Here is a 17,711-nt window from a genome sequence, read left to right on the forward strand (position 1 = left end):
CTTCCTGGCACTAGATGTAGTATTGAAATCAGCCACCCGGAGAGACCCCTTCACCGCCGCAGAGTCTGCGGAAGTCCCGGATCTCCCCCACAAACCACCCGATCGACCAAGGGGAAACAGCGATGTCCGTGACCGTGTACAGCAAGCCGGCCTGCGTCCAGTGCAATGCCACCTACCGGGCCCTGACCAAGAAGGGCATCGAGTACAACGTCGTCGACGTCACGGAGGACGAGGCCGCCCTGGCCCACGTCCTGGCCCTCGGCTATCAGCAGGTCCCGGTCGTCGAGACGGCGACCGAGCACTGGTCCGGCTACCGTCCGGACAAGATCACGTCCCTGGCCGTCCTCCTCTCGGCCTGAGGCCGGCGCGCCGCCCGCTTCCCCGCGGCGCCCCGGCCCTCCACCACCGACCCCATTTCGGAGCGCGGAAGCAATGAGCACGCACCACCCCGGCACCCGTACCGGGACCGCTCAGCAGGACCACGGCGACACCGCCGCGGCGCCGGACAGCCACGCCCCGCTGGTGGTCTACTTCTCCTCGGTCTCCAACAACACGCACCGCTTCGTCGAGAAGCTCGACGCCCGCGTGCTGCGCCTTCCTCTTCTGACCGGGGAGGAGCCCCCTGAGATCACCGAGCCCTTCGTGCTGGCCGCCCCGACGTACGGGCGGCCCAACGGCAGCGGGGCCGTCCCGCCGCAGGTCGTGAAGTTCCTCAACAAGGAGACCAACCGGCGGTTCCTGCGCGGCGTCATCGGCGCGGGCAACACCAATTTCGGGTCGGCGTTCTGCCTGGCCGCGGACAAGATCGCGGCCAAGTGCGGCGTCCCCGTCCTCTACAAGTTCGAACTCATGGGCACCCCCGAGGATGTCCACCAGGTAAACCAAGGATTGGAACAGTTTTGGCGACAATTTCCGCAGCTCCGGGCGTGAGCGTCGAGCCCGGCCACGAGGACACGCGCGTCCCGGAGAAGTACCGGGGCCTGGGCTACCACGAGCTCAACGCCCTGCTGAACCTCTACGACGCCGACGGCCACATCCAGTTCGACGCCGACCGGCAGGCCGCGCGACAGTACTTCCTGCAGCACGTGAACAACAACACCGTCTTCTTCCACGACCTCGAGGAGAAGCTCGACTACCTGGTCTCGCACCAGTACTACGAGCCCGAGGTCCTGGCGAAGTACAGCATGGAGTTCATCAAGGAGCTCTCCAAGCGGGCGTACTCCCAGAAGTTCCGCTTCGAGACCTTCCTGGGCGCGTTCAAGTTCTACACGTCCTACACGCTGAAGACCTTCGACGGCCAGCGCTACCTCGAGCGCTTCGAGGACCGCGTGGTCATGGTGTCCCTCTACCTCGCCGACGGCAACGAGCTGCTCGCCACGCAGCTCGTCGACGAGATCATCTCCGGGCGCTTCCAGCCGGCGACCCCGACGTTCCTCAACGCGGGCAAGCAGCAGCGCGGCGAGCTCGTCTCCTGCTTCCTGCTCCGCATCGAGGACAACATGGAGTCCATCGGGCGGTCGATCAACTCCGCCCTGCAGCTGTCCAAGCGCGGCGGCGGCGTGGCGTTCGCGCTGACCAACGTCCGTGAGGCCGGGGCCCCGATCAAGAAGATCGAGAACCAGTCCTCGGGCATCATCCCCATCATGAAGCTGCTGGAGGACTCGTTCTCCTACGCCAACCAGCTGGGTGCCCGCCAGGGCGCGGGCGCGGTGTACCTGCACGCCCACCACCCGGACATCTACAGCTTCCTGGACACCAAGCGGGAGAACGCGGACGAGAAGATCCGGATCAAGACCCTCTCCCTGGGCGTGGTCATCCCGGACATCACGTTCGAGCTGGCCAAGAAGAACCAGGACATGTACCTGTTCTCCCCGTACGACGTGGAGCGGGTCTACGGGATGCCGTTCTCGGACGTCAACGTGTCCGAGAAGTACCACGAGATGGTCGCGGACGGCCGGATCACCAAGAAGAAGATCAACGCCCGCGAGTTCTTCCAGACCCTCGCCGAGGTCCAGTTCGAGTCCGGGTACCCGTACGTCATGTTCGAGGACACGGTGAACCGCGCCAACCCGATCGACGGCAAGATCATCATGTCCAACCTGTGCTCCGAGATCCTCCAGGTCTCCGAGCCGTCCACGTACCACGAGGACCTGAACTACGACGAGGTCGGCAAGGACATCTCCTGCAACCTCGGCTCCCTCAACATCGCGCTGACCATGGAGTCCCCGGACTTCGGGCAGTCGGTGGAGACCGCGATCCGGGGTCTCACCGCGGTGTCGGACATGTCCGACATCACCTCGGTGCCCTCGATCGAGCGCGGCAATCAGATGTCCCACGCGGTGGGTCTCGGACAGATGAACCTGCACGGCTACCTCGCCAAGGAGCACATCCACTACGGCTCCGAGGAAGGCCTCGACTTCACGAACATCTACTTCTACACGGTCACGTACCACGCGGTCCGCGCGTCGAACGAGATCGCGAAGGAGCGCAAGGCGGTGTTCGCCGGCTTCGAGCGGTCCCAGTACGCATCGGGGGAGTACTTCACCAAGTACACCGACCGCGAGTGGGCGCCGGCCACCGGGCGGGTGCGGCAGCTGTTCGCCGAGGCGGGCGTGCACATCCCCACCCGGGCGGACTGGGAGCAGCTCAAGGCCTCGGTCATGGAGCACGGGATGTACAACCAGAACCTGCAGGCCGTGCCGCCGACCGGGTCGATCTCCTACATCAACAACTCGACGTCCTCGATCCACCCGATCGCCTCGAAGATCGAGATCCGCAAGGAGGGCAAGCTGGGACGCGTGTACTACCCGGCGCCCTTCATGAACAACGAGAACCTGGAGTACTTCCAGGACGCGTACGAGATCGGCTACGAGAAGATCATCGACACGTACGCCGCGGCCACCCAGCACGTGGACCAGGGCCTGTCCCTGACCCTGTTCTTCAAGGACACGGCCAGCACCCGGGACATCAACCGGGCGCAGATCTACGCGTGGCGCAAGGGCATCAAGACGATGTACTACTCCCGGATCCGCCAGCTGGCGCTGGAGGGCACCGAGGTCGAGGGCTGCGTCTCGTGCATGCTCTGACCGCCGGAGCCCCGGCGACCACCCCAAAACTCCCCGCGCGCGTCCGCAGGACGCGCGCGGGGGTCCACCCCGTTCAAGGAAGAGACAGATCATGACTCTGGAGAAGAGCGAGAGCATCGACAAGGTGCAGCTGCTCCACCACCAGGCCCAGGCCATCAACTGGAACCGGATCGAGGACCCGAAGGACGACGAGGTCTGGGACCGGCTGACCGCGAACTTCTGGCTGCCCGAGAAGGTGCCGATCTCCAACGACGTCCCCTCCTGGAAGACGCTCACCGCGGAGGAGCAGGAGCTCACCATGCGGGTCTTCACCGGCCTGACGCTGCTGGACACCATCCAGGGCACCGTGGGCGCCGTCTCCCTGATCCCGGATGCCGTCACCCTGCACGAGGAGGCGGTGTACACCAACATCGCGTTCATGGAGTCCGTGCACGCGAAGTCCTACTCCTCCATCTTCTCGACGCTGTCCTCCATGAAGGACATCGACGACGTCTTCCGCTGGGCCCGGGAGAACCCGTACCTGCAGAAGAAGGCCGACATCGTCATCAAGTACTACAAGGGCGACGACCCGCTGAAGAAGAAGGTGGCCTCGACCCTGCTCGAGTCATTCCTCTTCTACTCGGGGTTCTACCTGCCCATGTACTGGTCCTCCCGGGCCAAGCTGACGAACACGGCCGACCTGGTGCGCCTCATCATCCGTGACGAGGCGGTGCACGGCTACTACATCGGCTACAAGTTCCAGCGTGCCATGGCCCTGGAGACCCAGGAGCGTCAGGACGAGCTGAAGCTCTACACCTACGAGCTGCTCGAGGAGCTCTACGAGAACGAGGTGCGCTACACCGAGTCCCTTTACGACGGTGTCGGGTGGACCGAGGACGTCAAGAAGTTCCTGCACTACAACGCCAACAAGGCCCTGAACAACCTGGGCTTCGAGGCGCTGTTCCCGAAGGAGATGACCGACGTCTCGGCGGCCATCCTCTCCGCGCTGTCCCCGAACGCCGACGAGAACCACGACTTCTTCTCCGGCTCGGGCTCTTCCTACGTGATCGGCAAGGCCGTGAACACGGAGGACGAGGACTGGGATTTCTGATCCCCTGTGAGGGGCCGAGCTAGTTGGCCAAAGCGGTAGGAGTTGGCCAAAATGCGCCAGCGGGTTGGCCAACGACCGCGCAGTTGGCCAGGGCCTTTGTGCAGGACCTAGGAAGTGCGGTGAGTAACCATTCTGCGCCTGAGCTTGCCGTTTAACCCTTGATGCTGGTGAGCGTGCCGGATTCAGGCCGGGGTCTGGCAGGAGGGCGGCCACCGCGTGATCCTTCACACGGTGGCCGCGCTCTTATTTGGAACGACGAGCAAGGCCACCGCGCTACATCCACTATGCGGGGCTCAACTTCGCCGTGGCGGTGTTCGTCCCCGTCTCCGGGTGGATCACCGGCCTGCTCACCGGGTGAGGGACCGACGTGGCGGTGCCCGGTTACGAGGTGACGGTCGCCCAGGTCCTCGCCGCGGCCCTGGTACTGGTCTGCCTGCCGGCCCCGCGGCAGATGTGGGAGCTGTTCCAGCTGCACCTGCTCTCCCGGGTGCTGCACTGGCCCCTCCGGCGAGCACCGTAGGGCACGGGGACGCTCGCCCGGGTCTTTCCGATCCGCCACGGGGAATGCCGTCCCCCTGCTATACCGGGACTGGGACCGCGGGGGAGATGCTTTTGACCGGGCGCTACTCGAGCACCTGAATATCGGGGCGGTTCTTCCTGACCCACTGGGCCATCCGACGCCGCCGTTTTCCGATGAACTCCAGGACGGCTTCCCGGTACTCCACGTATTCCTCCGGTGTGACCGGTGTTCCGGAAAGCTCGAAGTTGTTGAACGGTAGATAGAACCGGACCTCGGCATAGTCGGGCGTCACGAGGTCCTGGAAGTGGAAGAAGTCCACGAACTCAGGGAACCCGTCGAAGAGCGTGAAGAAATCCGCATAAGCGGTGATGACATCGGCCAGGGGGCTCTGAGGCTCTCCGGCGTAGTGACGCCGGATGCACTCGAGAGTGAGATCCATCCGGTCAGCAATCCGCAGGCGAGTCCCTCGCGCCTGGTTCATGGTGGGCCGGTCCTTCATCCTGACCGGCCAGATCATCGCACTGCCGATGGTGTACGGCGGGTCGAGGTAGCGGGAGCGCTGACCCTCGTCCATCGAGGCGACGGCGGCGGCCAGGGCCTTGGGACGCATCCACCGGGTGTAGGAGTTGGTGATGGCGTCGCTGCCGTACCGGTGCCGGCCTCCGGAGGTGTCCGTGAAGACGAGGTGGCGGCGACCCGGTGGCACGGTCGGGGCGAAAAGGACGCCGGAGTTCAGTTCCTTGGTCCACAACAGCTCATGGTCGGCCCTCAGCCTCGGGCTGAGACTGTCCGGGTCGGAACTTTCCCCTCCATGAGGAATGCCGGCCTTGTAGTCGAATGAAGTGTCGAAGATGCGCATGGTTGCAGTGTATGCACTCGTGAACACCACCGGCCTCGAACTCGTCGACCATCAGCAGGTAATCGAGCCGACAAAGCCATGGCCGTGCTCCGCTCACGGCTCACCACCAGCGGTGGGCCTGGGGTGGATGCTTTTCGTGTAATGCTTTCTCCGAAACGTCAACTCTCGCACCGAAACGCGTTGGAAAACACCTTGGGCTCGAATCTTGAGCGGGTTCTTACTCAAACGATGTTGAGATCAACGGAAAGGTGAAGCAGTGGCGCAGAGCGTGACGATGATTCTGGAGGACGACCTCGACGGAGGTCTCGCTGACGAGTCCGTTCAGTTCAGCCTGGACGAGAAGCAGTACGAGATCGACCTCAACCGCGCGAACGCGGAGAAGCTCCGGGAAACGCTGCACCCCGTCAACTCTTCCGGGCGGCGGAAGCAGGTCAAGCAGGCCCGCGCCGCCGGGGCCCGGACCACGGCGGCCGACAACCCGGAGACCGCGATGATCCGGGCCTGGGCGCAGGAGAACGGCCGGAAGGTCTCCGACCGCGGCCGGATCGCCCAAGAGATCCGCCAGGCCGACTACGCCGCCACCAGCTAGACCCCTCCTGACTGCCGGAACACCCCCCGCGTCACCGCACCCGATGAACGGCCCGCCGGACCCCCTCTTGGGGCGGGCCACGTCCGAGTCGCGGACTGTGGCACTACTGCAAGTGATTAGCTAACGCGCATATTGCATTCCACCCAATCGCGAGGACGCCATGGGCCACCGCAGATCCGCCATGTTCATAGACTTCGACAACTTCTTCAGCGGGTTGCTCAGTAGCGACCCGAAAGCAGCCCTCGAACTAGCGGAACGACCATCCGTGTGGATCAATCGGCTGTCCACAAAAAGTGGTGACGATGCTCGACGCTGGCTGGTACTTCGTTGCTACATGAACCCATCCGGTAACGTCGCCCACCCGTTGCGCCCGGATGAACGGCTGTACTTTTCGAAGTTCCGACCCTTCTTCACCCAGGCCGGCGTGGAGGTCGTGGACTGCCCCAGCCTCACCAAGGGTGCAAAGAACGGAGCGGACATCCGCATTGTGGTCGACGTGATGACCGCTCTGCAGCACGAGACTCACTACGACGAGATTGTGCTGGCGTCCAGCGACGCGGACTTCACGCCGCTGCTCCAGGTCCTGCGCGCCCATGACCGCAGAACTGCGATCATCGCCACTGGCTCGACGGCTGTTGCTTATGAAGCCCTGGCCGACCAGTACCTCGATGAGCAGGACCTTTTCGACCTCATGGCTCCGGCGCAGAAGTCGGAAGCTGATGTAAATGAGGAAGCAGCGGTAATCCTGGAGGCACACGACGTCGCAGGGGACACCGCTTCCGAGGGCCGGCCGAAGGATGAGGAGGCAAGGCGGGAGTTCTGCGAGGTGGTGCGCAGCGACTACGAGTCCTCCGAGGTGCCCAACAATTGTGCCCGCCTCGCCAGCAGGATCCACGCAGATATGGGTGAAGTCGTCACGCGTACCCGGTGGTTCGGGGGAGGAACGTTTCGGAAAGCTGTCGAACGGATCGGCTTGCCGAATATCGAATTTTCACAGCACCACTTCTGGGACTCGGCCAGGCACCTGGCGCCCGCACCTGTCCAGCCTGGCCTCAGCGCCCCGCCGGAAACTTTGGCGCCGCTTCCTCCGGGTATTACTCGATTCTGCGACGTCGCGAAGATGCCCCGACTGCCGCAGGAACACTGGCCCGTCGTGTTCCAGGTGCTCTCGGAGTACGCCCGTGAGTTCGACTTCATCCTGTCGGAGGCTTCGAAGTGGTCCCGAGACCGCGCCAGGGAGCTGGGCGTTGAGGTCTCTCGAAGAGCACTTCTCTACGTTATTCGAGGCGCCCGTACCGGTGGCGCCAACCATAGCGCGGATCAGGTCCCTGATGCGTCCGCCATCGGCCGCGCTGTGTTCAGCAGCGTGCTCGAACAGGCCGCCCTGGCGGGGTTCTCTCCTTCCGAGGGCGAGAAACGGGAACTGGCCGATTGGCTGACAGTCGACGCGTCGAGCTCCAGGCTTGTCCACGAAATGCAGTGACGACTGAAGCGGTGCCCGGCCTTCAGTCTTCGGGGTTTGCTGGCAACGCCGTCGCTGGCTCAGTATGAACCCTTAAACGGTTGAAGCCGGGCGGGGTCGGAGAGGTCGGGAATGGCCAACTATGCCGGGTCAGCGAGCACATGCTCGATGTGAGGAAAATGCCTAAATCTCGGGACTTTAGGACTGGCCACATTGGCCAGTTAGCCTGGTACCTCACATCCCGAGTGAGACCCCGACCTATCTGAGCAATGTGGCCCTGTCTGAGCAGTTCGGCCGCCGGATCTGAGCATTGATCAGATGTTGTGATACCGCGGTCCACCTGACCTCTTAGCCCTACCCGATCCCGGTGATTTGATGATCCGATCGCCGGGATCGGGCAGTTAAGCGGATGAGCCATGGTGTCGGTGAAGTTCAAGTAGCTTATAGAATTGGCTTGATTCGAGCGAAATGCGCGAATAGCCTATCCTGCGCAATGGCTCACATGAGGAGCAACTCGGGCCGCCGCCCAGAATCCCAATCGGTCTAAAAGTATGAATTGCGGCACAAGGCCGAAATTTTCTATCTGACGCTTGCCCTGAGGTGTGGCCAACTGTCGGATGACTGATTATCCGACTTACGCAGTTTCCCCGACAACGTCCCCTGATGCAGGAAATTCTGGCCCCCGAAGCGATCGACGACGGCAAAAAGGCGATTGACAGTGTCCTCGACGAAAAGGTTCTCGGGCCCGAGGGGTCCGAACTCCGTGTACGGAGACTCGTAGAGCTTCTCAGCGTCCATGCGGCCGCCCCGGGTGAGCTGGCCGAAGAGCATGTTCAGCATTTTCCGCTGGCGCGTGTTCGATGTGCTTGCGGCGATGAACTCGGCGAACGCCTCCTGGACGATTTGAGGGTCCAGGCCGACCAGCGATTTGATGAATCCAGCAAGCTCGCCCGCGCTGGTGCGTTCCAGGTCCTCGCGAGGTCCCGCACCGCTTTCCAGGAGCATCTTCTCGAGAGCTGCAAGAGCGAGCGTCGTCAGCGCCCGTCCGTGGCGCAGCCTGCGCCTGGCCGTTTCGAGCCGGAGCGGATCCCCTGCGGTCCACGCCCGGTTATCGGACCCCGTCTCCACGACGGCGTCGATCACGTGCAGCGGCGCCGAGATCCTCGAAACAATTCCCGGGTCCTGAAGCGCCGAAGCGATCTTCCCGCACGGCTCCTGAGGTCACGGCGCTGGCCCAGACGAGGATCGCCGGCGCACCGCTGTAGCCCAGGCGAGAGGTGAGGTCGACTCCTCGGCCCGCGACAGCGTTCGTCTCGACCTCCGGTCCGTCGCACTCGACGGGCGCGCATCGTCCGGTCCGACGGTAGGCGCAGGCGAACAGGACGGGCCCGCACGATCGGTGGGCAGGAACTGAAGCCGTGCGTGCCACTCGGCAGGAGCAAAGCGCAGGACACTGCGTCGATCGCCGACGTAGCTCCATCGGCGACGAGCAGCTTGCGCCCCTCGCCGCGAGCGAGGAACCACACCGCTGCACCGGACCGTCCCCGAGGGGCAGGCCACTCAACGCTGCCCCGGCGGGCCCGACTCGATGCCCTGTGGTCGTGCTGCCTCAGTCTGCCGCGTCGACTCGGGTCCCGGCTGTGCTCGTCCGCCGGATCGTCCACGGCCAGGTGATGAGCGCCCACGCCACAGTGACGACGAGGAACTCCACCAGCAGGTACCACGGCCAGGGCCCGAGCAGGTCGAGGACCGAGGGGTTGTCCGGCTTGCCGTTGAGGAAGCCGTAATTGGTCCCCAGCCGGCTGTTGAGCCCGAACGTTGCCATCGCCCAGGTGACAGTGACGGCGAGGGCCAGTCGGTAGTCGCGCCAGTCGACGCGGCCGCCGCGTCCCCACATCAGGTACAGGGTCGCCCAGAGCACCAGGATGTGCTGGACCCAGAGGTCGATGAAGTCGATGTGGGGGAAGTCCGGCGAGTCGAGTGCCGGGGTGAGGATGGCCTGCGGGTTGAGCGTGAGTCCCCAGTAGTAGGTGAGCGCCGTCGCCCAACGGGCCCGTGTCCACAGGGCGATGACGGCGACCATCCACGCGAGATCCGAGAGGTGGACCGGCAGAGAGATGTGGACGTCGAAATTGCCCGGCCACCACCGGTAGACGAGCATCGTCACCGTGTACGTGGTCAGCACCGAGGCGAAAGCCCGGGAGAAGATCACCTCGGCTTCGGAATCCCGTAGACGGCGGCCCAGGATCACCACGGCCGCAGCACCGAGGACGCAGACGCCCAGGGCAGCCCAGTGAGTGGCGCCGTAGGGTACGAAGACCTCCTCGTTGGGCATCGCCGTCTCCCCTCCACCTGTCCGGATTATAGATTTCCCGGACCGAGCGCCAGGAGCTCGGACGATCGAGGGGAGAGCACGACAGCGGGGGAGACCCGCACCGCGGTGCGGTCAGCGGGCTCGGCCCCTCCACCGGGTTTCCTGAGTGGTGCGACCATGGCACCAGAACATCAGATCCGGTCGTCCAGGGCCATGGGCGGGGCAACGTGAACCGGAACCGGTGTCGGTTTGCTGCTTGAGTCCTTGACCTTGCCCTGACCGATGCTGCGAGTGACGGAGATCAACTGGTAGGGCCGTTTGGCCCGGGGACGAGTGTCGCGCCGAAGCAGCGCCACCCAACCTTCGCCGGCAACGTCCATCTGCTTCAAGGGCCGGGTGAGGTAGCTGACAACCGTCGGCGGCGTTGTGGATCGGTCGATCCGGGCCCCGCCGACGAGACCGGTATTGAAGTCCCGGGTCCATGCGTTCTTCGCCGGCGTGGCCGAGGCGATGTGCTCTGTGAACTCCGGCGGCACCTCGAAGGTCGCCATCCTGCCTTCCACGCCCCGCAGCCGCAACGGCACCCGGTACCGCGGTGCGTCCAGCACGTCCATCCCAGGCCCTTCTTCGCGGGTTCGGACGGCGGGATTATAGCGTATCCGTCTGGATGTCTTCTTCTCAAAGATCATTGCAGCCGTGGGGAACCGCACTACTCCATGGCAGGCCGAGCCGGCCCACGATGGTGAACATCCTTGCGTGCGGCGTGAGTGAGACGCCGACGGCGAGGGCGTCCCAGGTGGCGCCTCGCGCTGTGCGCTGGGGCCATGGCCTCCCTGGGGGAGCAGGGGTGGGGTAGTGTTCGTGGTGGACATGCAGAACTCGCCTTCTCGTGTCCGCGGCTCGCTCGGTCTTACTGGACCGGGCGAGCCATTTTTCGTCGGGGGTGCGTGGAGCCCGCGGAGATGAGAGGGCGACGACCAGTGTCAGCAGCGGGAGCAGGGCGGCTCCGGCGCGGTCGACTACTGCGCCGGCTTCGAGATGTCCACGCCGGTGACCGGGTCGCCGGCCCGCTGGTAGACGAGCGAGATCGCGCCTTTCGGGAACGCCTGCGGTGGTTTCACCACGGTGAAGGCGGCCGGGACGGTGCCGTCGCCGAACAGGCGTTTGCCCGAGCCCAGGACCAGCGGATAGAGGAAGAGGTTCAGCCGGTCGACCAGGTTCTCCCTGAGCAGGCTCGTCACGAGGTCGCCGCTGCCGATGACGTGGATCTCGTCGAAGCGGTCCTTGAGCGCTTGCACCTCGGTCGCGACGTCCGTCAGCACCGTGGTCCCCTCCCACGACGGGTCGGTCAGCGTGCGCGACACGACGAACTTCGGCACCGCGTTGAACTTCACGGCGATCGGGTCGGCGTCGCCCTGGGCCGGCCAGTAGCCGGCGAAGATGTCGTAGGTCCTGCGGCCGAGCAGCAAAGCGTCCAGGCGCTCGATGCCGGCGGCGATCCTCTCGCCCGACTCGTCGTCGAAGTACGCCCCCTGCCATCCGCCGAGCTCGAAACCGCCCGAACGGTCCTCGTCGGGCCCGCCCGGCCCCTGGTACACGCCGTCGAGGGTGAGGAAGAGGTCGACCTGGATGATGCCCATGGGATGACCCTTCGGTGTGCTCCTGCAAGATCCGCGAGCACCATTTTTTCTCGACGACATCCGGGGATCAACCCCTGGCCGACGGATGACGACCCGCTCGGACACGGGCCGGACAGGGCCCGCGTGCACGGTGTCGGCCGTGGAAATGCCATGCTGAGGGTCATCGGCGCTGCACCCACCGGCAGGACCCACGACGGCCGGGGCGCTGATCGGGACCCCTGCTCCTGGAGCAGACCGGACCCATCCGGCTCCACCACGAGAGGACGGAGCGCCCATGCCCCACAGGACACCGGGCGTGTGGACCGTCGTCGTCCCTGGAGCTGCGGCGATGGCGCTGGCCATGGGCGTGGGCCGGTTCGGGTTCACCCCGATCCTGCCGCTCATGCAGGACCAGGCCGGCCTGGCCCCGGAGCAGGGCGCACAGCTGGCCACCGCCAACTACCTGGGCTATCTGCTGGGAGCGGTGCTGGCCCTGGTGCGGCCCGCGGTGACCTCGTCGGTCCTGGCGTTCAAGGTCGGGCTGGTGGTCCAGGTCGCGACTCTGGCCGCGATGGCGGCGACCGCCTCGGCACCCGCCTGGGTTCTGGCCCGGCTGAGCTCCGGGGTGGCCAGCGCCGTGGTGTTCATCGCCGTGGCCGGCGTCGTGGCGGTCCGGCTGTCGCACGGGGGAGCGCGCAGCGGCGGCTGGGTCTACGGCGGCATCGGTGGGGGCATCGCGCTGTCCGGCGTGCTCGTACTGGCCCTGGAGCGCGTCGGGACCTGGAGCACCGCCTGGTGGGCCTGCGCGGTGGCGGCCGCGGTACTGGCCGCGGTCGCCTGGATCCTGCCGGTGGGCGGCGCGCCGGGCCCCGTCCGGGCCCCGGCGTCGCGGGCCGGCTCCGGTTCCCCGGTGCGGGTCCGCCCGGGGGCCCGCCGCTCCTTCATGGCGCTGGTGGTCAGCTACCTCCTGGAGGGCGCCGGCTACATCATCGCGGGCACGTTCCTGGTCGCCGCGATCCGTGCCACCTCCCCGGGATGGATCGGCAGCAGCGCCTGGGTGGTCGTGGGCCTGGCGGCCCTGCCGTCCTCGGCGCTGTACTCCCGCCTCGCCTCTCGCTTCCCACCGGCCACGGTGCTGCGCACCGCGCTGCTGGTCCAGGGCGTCGGCATGCTGCTGCCTGCGGTGTTCTCGGGCAGCGGCGTGGCGCTGTTCGCCGGGGTCGTGTTCGGTGGCACCTTCCTGGGCATCGTCTCCCTGGGCATGGGCACCGGGGCCCGCATGGGCATCCCGCGCTCGGCAGCCATCCTCACGATCGCCTTCAGCATCGGGCAGATCCTCGGGCCGCTGGCCGCAGCGCCCCTGCTGGGCGGCGGATATGCCCCCGCCCTGGTGCTCGGAGCCGTGATCGTGACCCTGGCCGCAGTCCCCACCCTGTTCATCCGCTCCGGCAGGAACGCCACCGGTTGATGCGGTCCGGGCCTCCGGCGGAGGGATCCACGGTCTGCGCCTCAGCCGCCGAGGACCGGCGCCAGGGACTTGATCAGCTGCTGCACGCCCAGGACGGCGAACAGCAGGGCCGTGATGCCCAGGGCGATGTTGGTGTGCAGCTTGTTGGCCCACTTCTTCGGGATCCGCCTGCCGTTGAGCAGACCCAGCAGGGTGAGGGCGAGAAAGGGCATGAAGAGCGAGCCGAGCATGCCGTAGGCCAGGATCAGGCCGATGGGCTGGCCCAGGGCGAAGAGGATCATGGGCGGGAACGTCAGCCACAGCACGTAGAAGCGGAAGTACTTCCCGCCGACGCGGGTGTCGGGGTGGCCGGACTCCTTGCCGCGGACATTGCCCCAGAAGTCGGCGAACATGAGGGAGACGCCGTTCCAGACACCGATGATCGAGGAGAAGGACGCGGCCCAGAAGCCGAGGAGGAAGCCGGTGCCGACCACGTCCCCGTACTCCGCGCGCAGCACGTCGTAGAGGTCGAGGAGGCCCTCGTCGCCGGAGCTGAGCGCCAGGCCGGCGGAGCGGACCACCTCGGCGCCGACGATCAGCATGGCGATGACGAAGATGCCTGTGACGACGTAGGCCATGGAGTTGTCGATTCGCATGACGCGCATCCACTTCGGGGTGTACCAGCCCTTCTCCCGCAGCCAGTAGCCGTAGGCGGCCAGGGTGATGGTGCCACCCACCCCACCGGCCAGGGCCAAGGTGTAGAGCACGCCGCCCTCCGGGATGATCGGCACCAGTCCCGTGAGCATCTCGGGGATGTTGGGGGTCGCGATGACGGCCAGCCCGACGACGGTGACGAACATCAGGCCGACCAGTGCGGCGGTGATCTTCTCGAAGGTGGAGTACTTCCCGAACCACACCATGACGAACCCGAGGAGGCCCATCAGGATCGCCCAGCCCCAGAGCGGCAGGACGGGGAAGACCGCCGCGAGGGGAAGGGCTGCGGAGGACATCGCTGTCGCTCCGTAGACGAAGCCCCAGATCATGATGTACGGACCGAAGTACCAGGTGGTCCACCGGCCCAGGGACCGCCAGCCCTCGAAGATGGTCCGGCCGGTGGCCAGGGTGAAGCGCCCGGCACCCTCCACGAGGATGATCTTGAGGATCACCCCGAGGATCACGGCCCACAGCAGGCCGTACCCGTACCGGGAGCCGGCCACCAGCGTGGCGACCATGTCGGCGGCGCCCACACCGGTGGCGGCGACCACCAGGCCGGGTCCCACGATCTTCCACTTGGCGGGTGCGCCGCCGTCGTCGTCCGCGCGGGCCTCGTGGGCCGCGAAATCTGTTTCGTTCTGGTGGCTCATCTATGTCCTCATCGGATCGATCATGTGCATGCCGTGGCTCCCGGCGGGAATCGGCACAGGACTGCTGATCGGCGACGTCATCGTGCGGCGCCGGGAGATCCGGGTCTCCCGCACGAACGCGAGCCGGCCGAAGGGGTCGCGGTGTTCGATCGGACTGGCCCGGTCCGCGCCGGAGTCCTGTGCCCCGGATCACTGTACTGTGCGATGAGCCGCACCGTTCCCGGCACGGGGACCGGGAAGGGGCGCGGGTCCCCGGGATGCATGTCCTGACCTGGGGGCGGGTTTCCGGACACCTCCGCGGGCCCGACCGGAGGACCGTCGTCGGCGCACCGGACCGTTGCGGGAACGGCGGCGCGATGCCGGGCACCGGCCTGTTCCGCTCGGTGGTCCGAGCGGGCCACCGAGCCGTTGGCGTGTCCGCGCCCGTCACTACACTGGGCCGCATGAACGAGCAGGAACCGGGCCCGTCCCGGGCCGCCGCGGCTCCCGTCGGCCGCGCAGCACTTCCCGCGGACGCGGCCGTCACGTCCGCTCCGACCGATGACGCCGAGGCAGCACCGGGGCTGATCGATCCCGATGCCGTCGATACCTCCGTGCGCAGTCCCGCGCAGCGGTCCCGCACCTTCGCCGGGATCCTGGTGAACACCGCCCTCGCCAACATCACGACCAGTTACCTCTGGTTCGCCCTGACGTTCTGGGTGTACCTGGAGACGCGCAACGTGATCGCCACCGGGGTGGTCGGTGGCGCCTACATGCTGCTGATCGCGCTCTCGAGCATCAGCTTCGGCACCTTCGTGGACCGCTACCGCAAGCTCGCCGTGATGCGCTTCGCCGCAGCCTTCACACTGGTGATGTTCGTGCTGGCCGGAATCCTGTTCTTCGTCGCCCCGGCGGTCTCGATGGCGGACCTGACCCGGCCGTGGATCTGGATCTTCGCCCTGGTCGTCCTGATCGGGGCGGTGGTGGAGAACATGCGCAACATCGCCCTGTCCACCACGGTCACGATCCTCATCGAGCCGGACCGGCGTGCCAACGCCAACGGGCTGGTGGGCATGGTGCAAGGCCTGATGTTCATCATCACCTCGGTGCTCTCCGGGCTGTCGGTCGGACTGCTGGGCATGGGCTGGACGGTCGTGGTCGCCGTGGCGCTCACGGCCGTGGCCTTCGTGCACCTGTTGACCCTGCGCATGCCCGAGGAGGTGCGTGCCGCGGCCACGGACGCCCATGGCAGCTTCGACCTGCGGGGGGCGCTCGCCGCCGTACTGGCCGTGTCCGGGCTGTTCGCGCTGATCCTGTTCTCGACGTTCAACAACTTCATCGGCGGCGTCTACATGGCACTGATGGACCCCTACGGCCTGGAGATGTTCCCCGTGGAGATCTGGGGAACGGTCTTCGCGCTCGGCGCCACCGGGTTCATCGTGGGCGGGGCGCTGATCGGCAAGTTCGGGCTCGGGTCTAACCCGCTGCGCACCATGCTGCTCGCGGTGGTCGCGATGGGCATGCTCGGCGCGCTGTTCACCGTGCGGGAGTGGGCCTGGTTGTATGCCCTCGGCATCTGGCTCTACCTGGTGCTCGTCCCCTTCGTGGAGGCGGCCGAACAGACGGTCATCCAGCGGGTCGTGCCGCTCGAGCGGCAGGGCCGGGTCTTCGGCTTCGCCATGGCGTTCGAGTCCGCGGCGGCGCCGATCACCGCGTTCCTCATCGCGCCGATCGCCCAGTTCTGGATCATCCCGTACGCGCGATCCGCGGAAGGCAGCGCCCAGCTGGCCCCGCTGCTGGGCGAGGGCACCTCGCGCGGCATCGCCCTGGTGTTCCTGGTGGCCGGCATCGTCATGATCGCGGCCGCGCTGCTGGCCTTCCTGACCCCGGTCTACCGCCGGGTCTCGGCGACGTACGCACAGATCGCGGCGGAGGATGCCGGGAACGGCGTCACCGCCCCTTCGTCCCCCCTCTGAGCGAGACCGCCGGTCGGCCACCGCCCTCGCTCAGCCGAAGGACGAGGGCCGTGGCCGGCCGACGGGCCCGACCGGGCCGGCAGACCCGACACAACGTCAGCGGTGTGCGGCGACATAGGCGTCGAAGTCCCACGGCGGGCGGGTGGACGAGCCGTCGAGGAACTTCTCGGCGGCCGCCCGGCCGTTGTGGTAGAGGAAGTCCCGGTCGTCGTCGGTGAGGTTGAAGTCGGTGGCGCGGATGGTGCCGGTGTCGACGAAGATGGTGCGGGCCTGGGCGTCGGGGGACTCGATGTGCATCTGGTCGTAGAAGCCGGTCATGGTCTTGAGCATGGCCCGGCTCATGCTCACCGGCCCCTTGATCGGGTACCCCGTGCCCTGGACCGCGTCCGGATGGGCCGAGAGCTTGATGCCCAGCGTGGGCCACCGCGGAGCGGTGCCCGGCGGGGCGTCGAAGGCGGCGATCGGGAAGTTGGAGAGCATCCCGCCGTCGACCAGCCACGCCTTCCTGCCGTCGGCGGTGTCCCAGCGCACGGGACGGTAGAAGAAGGGGATGGACATCGAGGCCCGGACCGCCTCGACCACGTGCTGGGCGCCCCGGTCACGGCCGAACTCGTCGTAGTCCCAGGGCAGGTAGCGCAACCGGCCCCTGCTGATGTCCGAGGCGGTGACGACCAGCCGGAAGGACCGCTCCGGGGCGGGGGGCCGCTCGTCGTCGGTGTAGGGCAGGTCCGCGAAGGTCCGCACCCCGTACTCGTCGAGCTGGGACTGCAGCCAGGAGCGGAGGTGCTCGCCGAGATAGATGCCGTTGCGGGCCAGGATCCCGGCGGCCTTGCCCGCGGTGTAGCGCGTCAGACGGGAGCCGTCGCGGAAGTCCGGGTACTGGACGGAGCCGATGATGTCCACCAGCTTGCTCGCCGGGGCGCCGGCGGCGACCAGAGCCCCGACGATGGCACCGGCAGAGGTGCCCGCGACCCGTTTGAAACGGTAGCCGCGCTCCTCGAGGACCTCGATGGCTCCCACCAGGGCGATGCCTTTCACGCCCCCGCCCTCCAGCACCAGGTCGGCATACCGCTCCATGCTGTCCACGCCCCCTCGGCACGTCCTGTTCCCACTGTCAGTACAGCAAATGATGTGAGGGCATGGAACGGGTGTCCGGTATCGGGTCCCGTATGACGAGGGGGACATCGCACCTGGCACATCGGCACCTGCAGGAACCCCAGCGTTCCTCTCGGTGCAGAGGAGAGCGGCCCGACAGAAGCACAGACGGGGGTGGGGGTTCTTCATGTTGGTGTCACATGGTCACAGCCGCGGCACGGCAAGGATCGTCGTCTTGGAAGTGCATCCCCGAACGTGGTTTTGTCGATGCATATCACTAGGATGGTGTTCACCCCACACTGCGAGAAGCG

General features: G+C 66.4%; 16 protein-coding genes. 9 read left to right on the forward strand and 7 right to left on the reverse strand.

Going from position 1 to position 17,711, the window contains the following annotated elements; genetic code table 11:
* Nucleotides 1-122 precede the first annotated feature (122 nt).
* From nrdH to ACFYE3_RS03785, 5 genes are all read left to right on the forward strand, one after another.
* On the forward strand, nucleotides 123-359 hold the full coding sequence (gene nrdH, locus ACFYE3_RS03765; RefSeq protein WP_017834611.1) for a glutaredoxin-like protein NrdH: 237 nt from the start codon (nucleotides 123-125) through the stop codon (nucleotides 357-359).
* Between the two features lie 73 nt (nucleotides 360-432).
* Entirely contained in the window at nucleotides 433-930 is a 498-nt protein-coding gene (gene nrdI / locus ACFYE3_RS03770) for a class Ib ribonucleoside-diphosphate reductase assembly flavoprotein NrdI (protein WP_387606153.1), read from the forward strand.
* Entirely contained in the window at nucleotides 927-3,086 is a 2,160-nt protein-coding gene (gene nrdE / locus ACFYE3_RS03775; protein WP_368819973.1) for a class 1b ribonucleoside-diphosphate reductase subunit alpha, read from the forward strand. The genes nrdI and nrdE overlap by 4 nt, the downstream gene beginning before the upstream one ends.
* Nucleotides 3,087-3,177: 91 nt before the next feature.
* Nucleotides 3,178-4,176 (forward strand): class 1b ribonucleoside-diphosphate reductase subunit beta, encoded by a 999-nt coding sequence (gene nrdF, locus ACFYE3_RS03780; RefSeq protein WP_387606156.1) that lies wholly within the window; start codon nucleotides 3,178-3,180, stop codon nucleotides 4,174-4,176.
* 367 nt (nucleotides 4,177-4,543) lie between these two features.
* The gene (locus tag ACFYE3_RS03785) at nucleotides 4,544-4,696 is read left to right on the forward strand and encodes a hypothetical protein (RefSeq protein ID WP_387606158.1); all 153 of its coding nucleotides are present in this window, start codon (nucleotides 4,544-4,546) and stop codon (nucleotides 4,694-4,696) included.
* Nucleotides 4,697-4,799: 103 nt separating this feature from the next.
* Here the strand turns inward: ACFYE3_RS03785 and ACFYE3_RS03790 are convergent, their stop codons facing one another.
* Complete coding sequence (locus tag ACFYE3_RS03790; protein WP_387606161.1) at nucleotides 4,800-5,555, reverse strand: DUF6994 family protein; 756 nt, start codon at nucleotides 5,553-5,555, stop codon at nucleotides 4,800-4,802.
* 256 nt (nucleotides 5,556-5,811) lie between these two features.
* Here ACFYE3_RS03790 and ACFYE3_RS03795 point away from each other — a divergent pair, with 256 nt between their 5' ends.
* Both ACFYE3_RS03795 and ACFYE3_RS03800 read left to right on the forward strand, forming a co-directional pair.
* Nucleotides 5,812-6,144, forward strand: coding sequence for a histone-like nucleoid-structuring protein Lsr2 (locus tag ACFYE3_RS03795; protein ID WP_387606163.1), 333 nt, complete (start codon nucleotides 5,812-5,814; stop codon nucleotides 6,142-6,144).
* A 160-nt stretch (nucleotides 6,145-6,304) separates the two neighbouring features.
* Nucleotides 6,305-7,627, forward strand: a complete 1,323-nt coding sequence (locus ACFYE3_RS03800; RefSeq protein ID WP_387606165.1) for an NYN domain-containing protein — start codon at nucleotides 6,305-6,307, stop codon at nucleotides 7,625-7,627.
* A 558-nt stretch (nucleotides 7,628-8,185) separates the two neighbouring features.
* On the opposite strand, the gene ACFYE3_RS03805 is transcribed toward ACFYE3_RS03800, so the two are convergent.
* From ACFYE3_RS03805 to ACFYE3_RS03820, 4 genes are all read right to left on the reverse strand, one after another.
* Nucleotides 8,186-8,749, reverse strand: coding sequence for a type I restriction-modification enzyme R subunit C-terminal domain-containing protein (locus ACFYE3_RS03805; RefSeq protein ID WP_387606167.1), 564 nt, complete (start codon nucleotides 8,747-8,749; stop codon nucleotides 8,186-8,188).
* A 466-nt stretch (nucleotides 8,750-9,215) separates the two neighbouring features.
* Nucleotides 9,216-9,941 (reverse strand): YwaF family protein, encoded by a 726-nt coding sequence (locus tag ACFYE3_RS03810; protein ID WP_387606169.1) that lies wholly within the window; start codon nucleotides 9,939-9,941, stop codon nucleotides 9,216-9,218.
* Nucleotides 9,942-10,111: 170 nt separating this feature from the next.
* Nucleotides 10,112-10,534 (reverse strand): hypothetical protein, encoded by a 423-nt coding sequence (locus ACFYE3_RS03815; protein ID WP_387606170.1) that lies wholly within the window; start codon nucleotides 10,532-10,534, stop codon nucleotides 10,112-10,114.
* 405 nt (nucleotides 10,535-10,939) lie between these two features.
* The gene (locus ACFYE3_RS03820) at nucleotides 10,940-11,560 is read right to left on the reverse strand and encodes a dihydrofolate reductase family protein (protein WP_387606173.1); all 621 of its coding nucleotides are present in this window, start codon (nucleotides 11,558-11,560) and stop codon (nucleotides 10,940-10,942) included.
* Between the two features lie 274 nt (nucleotides 11,561-11,834).
* Between ACFYE3_RS03820 and ACFYE3_RS03825 the strand changes: the two genes are divergently transcribed.
* Nucleotides 11,835-13,007: a YbfB/YjiJ family MFS transporter gene (locus ACFYE3_RS03825; RefSeq protein ID WP_387606176.1), complete on the forward strand. Its 1,173-nt coding sequence runs from the start codon at nucleotides 11,835-11,837 to the stop codon at nucleotides 13,005-13,007.
* A 41-nt stretch (nucleotides 13,008-13,048) separates the two neighbouring features.
* Here the strand turns inward: ACFYE3_RS03825 and ACFYE3_RS03830 are convergent, their stop codons facing one another.
* Nucleotides 13,049-14,350 carry an Nramp family divalent metal transporter gene (locus ACFYE3_RS03830; RefSeq protein ID WP_387606179.1) on the reverse strand — a complete coding sequence of 434 codons (1,302 nt, stop codon included), beginning with the start codon at nucleotides 14,348-14,350 and terminating at the stop codon, nucleotides 13,049-13,051.
* Nucleotides 14,351-14,793: 443 nt separating this feature from the next.
* Between ACFYE3_RS03830 and ACFYE3_RS03835 the strand changes: the two genes are divergently transcribed.
* Nucleotides 14,794-16,305 (forward strand): MFS transporter, encoded by a 1,512-nt coding sequence (locus ACFYE3_RS03835; RefSeq protein WP_387606181.1) that lies wholly within the window; start codon nucleotides 14,794-14,796, stop codon nucleotides 16,303-16,305.
* Nucleotides 16,306-16,401: 96 nt separating this feature from the next.
* Here ACFYE3_RS03835 and ACFYE3_RS03840 read toward each other — a convergent pair whose 3' ends face one another.
* Nucleotides 16,402-17,382: a patatin-like phospholipase family protein gene (locus tag ACFYE3_RS03840; RefSeq protein ID WP_387606183.1), complete on the reverse strand. Its 981-nt coding sequence runs from the start codon at nucleotides 17,380-17,382 to the stop codon at nucleotides 16,402-16,404.
* Nucleotides 17,383-17,711: the final 329 nt, after the last annotated feature.

The sequence above is a fragment of the Kocuria arenosa genome (assembly GCF_042879215.1).
Taxonomy (GTDB): domain Bacteria; phylum Actinomycetota; class Actinomycetes; order Actinomycetales; family Micrococcaceae; genus Kocuria; species Kocuria arenosa.

What these genes read in the sequence shown, in the direction of transcription:
- nrdH (WP_017834611.1), top strand. Translation starts at nt 123, where the DNA reads ATGTCCGTGACCGTGTACAGCAAGCCGGCCTGCGTCCAGTGCAATGCC.
- ACFYE3_RS03830 (WP_387606179.1), bottom strand. Translation starts at nt 14,350, where the DNA reads ATGAGCCACCAGAACGAAACAGATTTCGCGGCCCACGAGGCCCGCGCG.
- ACFYE3_RS03840 (WP_387606183.1), bottom strand. Translation starts at nt 17,382, where the DNA reads ATGGAGCGGTATGCCGACCTGGTGCTGGAGGGCGGGGGCGTGAAAGGC.
- ACFYE3_RS03815 (WP_387606170.1), bottom strand. Translation starts at nt 10,534, where the DNA reads ATGGACGTGCTGGACGCACCGCGGTACCGGGTGCCGTTGCGGCTGCGG.
- ACFYE3_RS03790 (WP_387606161.1), bottom strand. Translation starts at nt 5,555, where the DNA reads ATGCGCATCTTCGACACTTCATTCGACTACAAGGCCGGCATTCCTCAT.
- ACFYE3_RS03835 (WP_387606181.1), top strand. Translation starts at nt 14,794, where the DNA reads ATGAACGAGCAGGAACCGGGCCCGTCCCGGGCCGCCGCGGCTCCCGTC.
- ACFYE3_RS03825 (WP_387606176.1), top strand. Translation starts at nt 11,835, where the DNA reads ATGCCCCACAGGACACCGGGCGTGTGGACCGTCGTCGTCCCTGGAGCT.
- ACFYE3_RS03810 (WP_387606169.1), bottom strand. Translation starts at nt 9,941, where the DNA reads ATGCCCAACGAGGAGGTCTTCGTACCCTACGGCGCCACTCACTGGGCT.
- nrdI (WP_387606153.1), top strand. Translation starts at nt 433, where the DNA reads ATGAGCACGCACCACCCCGGCACCCGTACCGGGACCGCTCAGCAGGAC.
- ACFYE3_RS03800 (WP_387606165.1), top strand. Translation starts at nt 6,305, where the DNA reads ATGGGCCACCGCAGATCCGCCATGTTCATAGACTTCGACAACTTCTTC.
- nrdF (WP_387606156.1), top strand. Translation starts at nt 3,178, where the DNA reads ATGACTCTGGAGAAGAGCGAGAGCATCGACAAGGTGCAGCTGCTCCAC.
- ACFYE3_RS03820 (WP_387606173.1), bottom strand. Translation starts at nt 11,560, where the DNA reads ATGGGCATCATCCAGGTCGACCTCTTCCTCACCCTCGACGGCGTGTAC.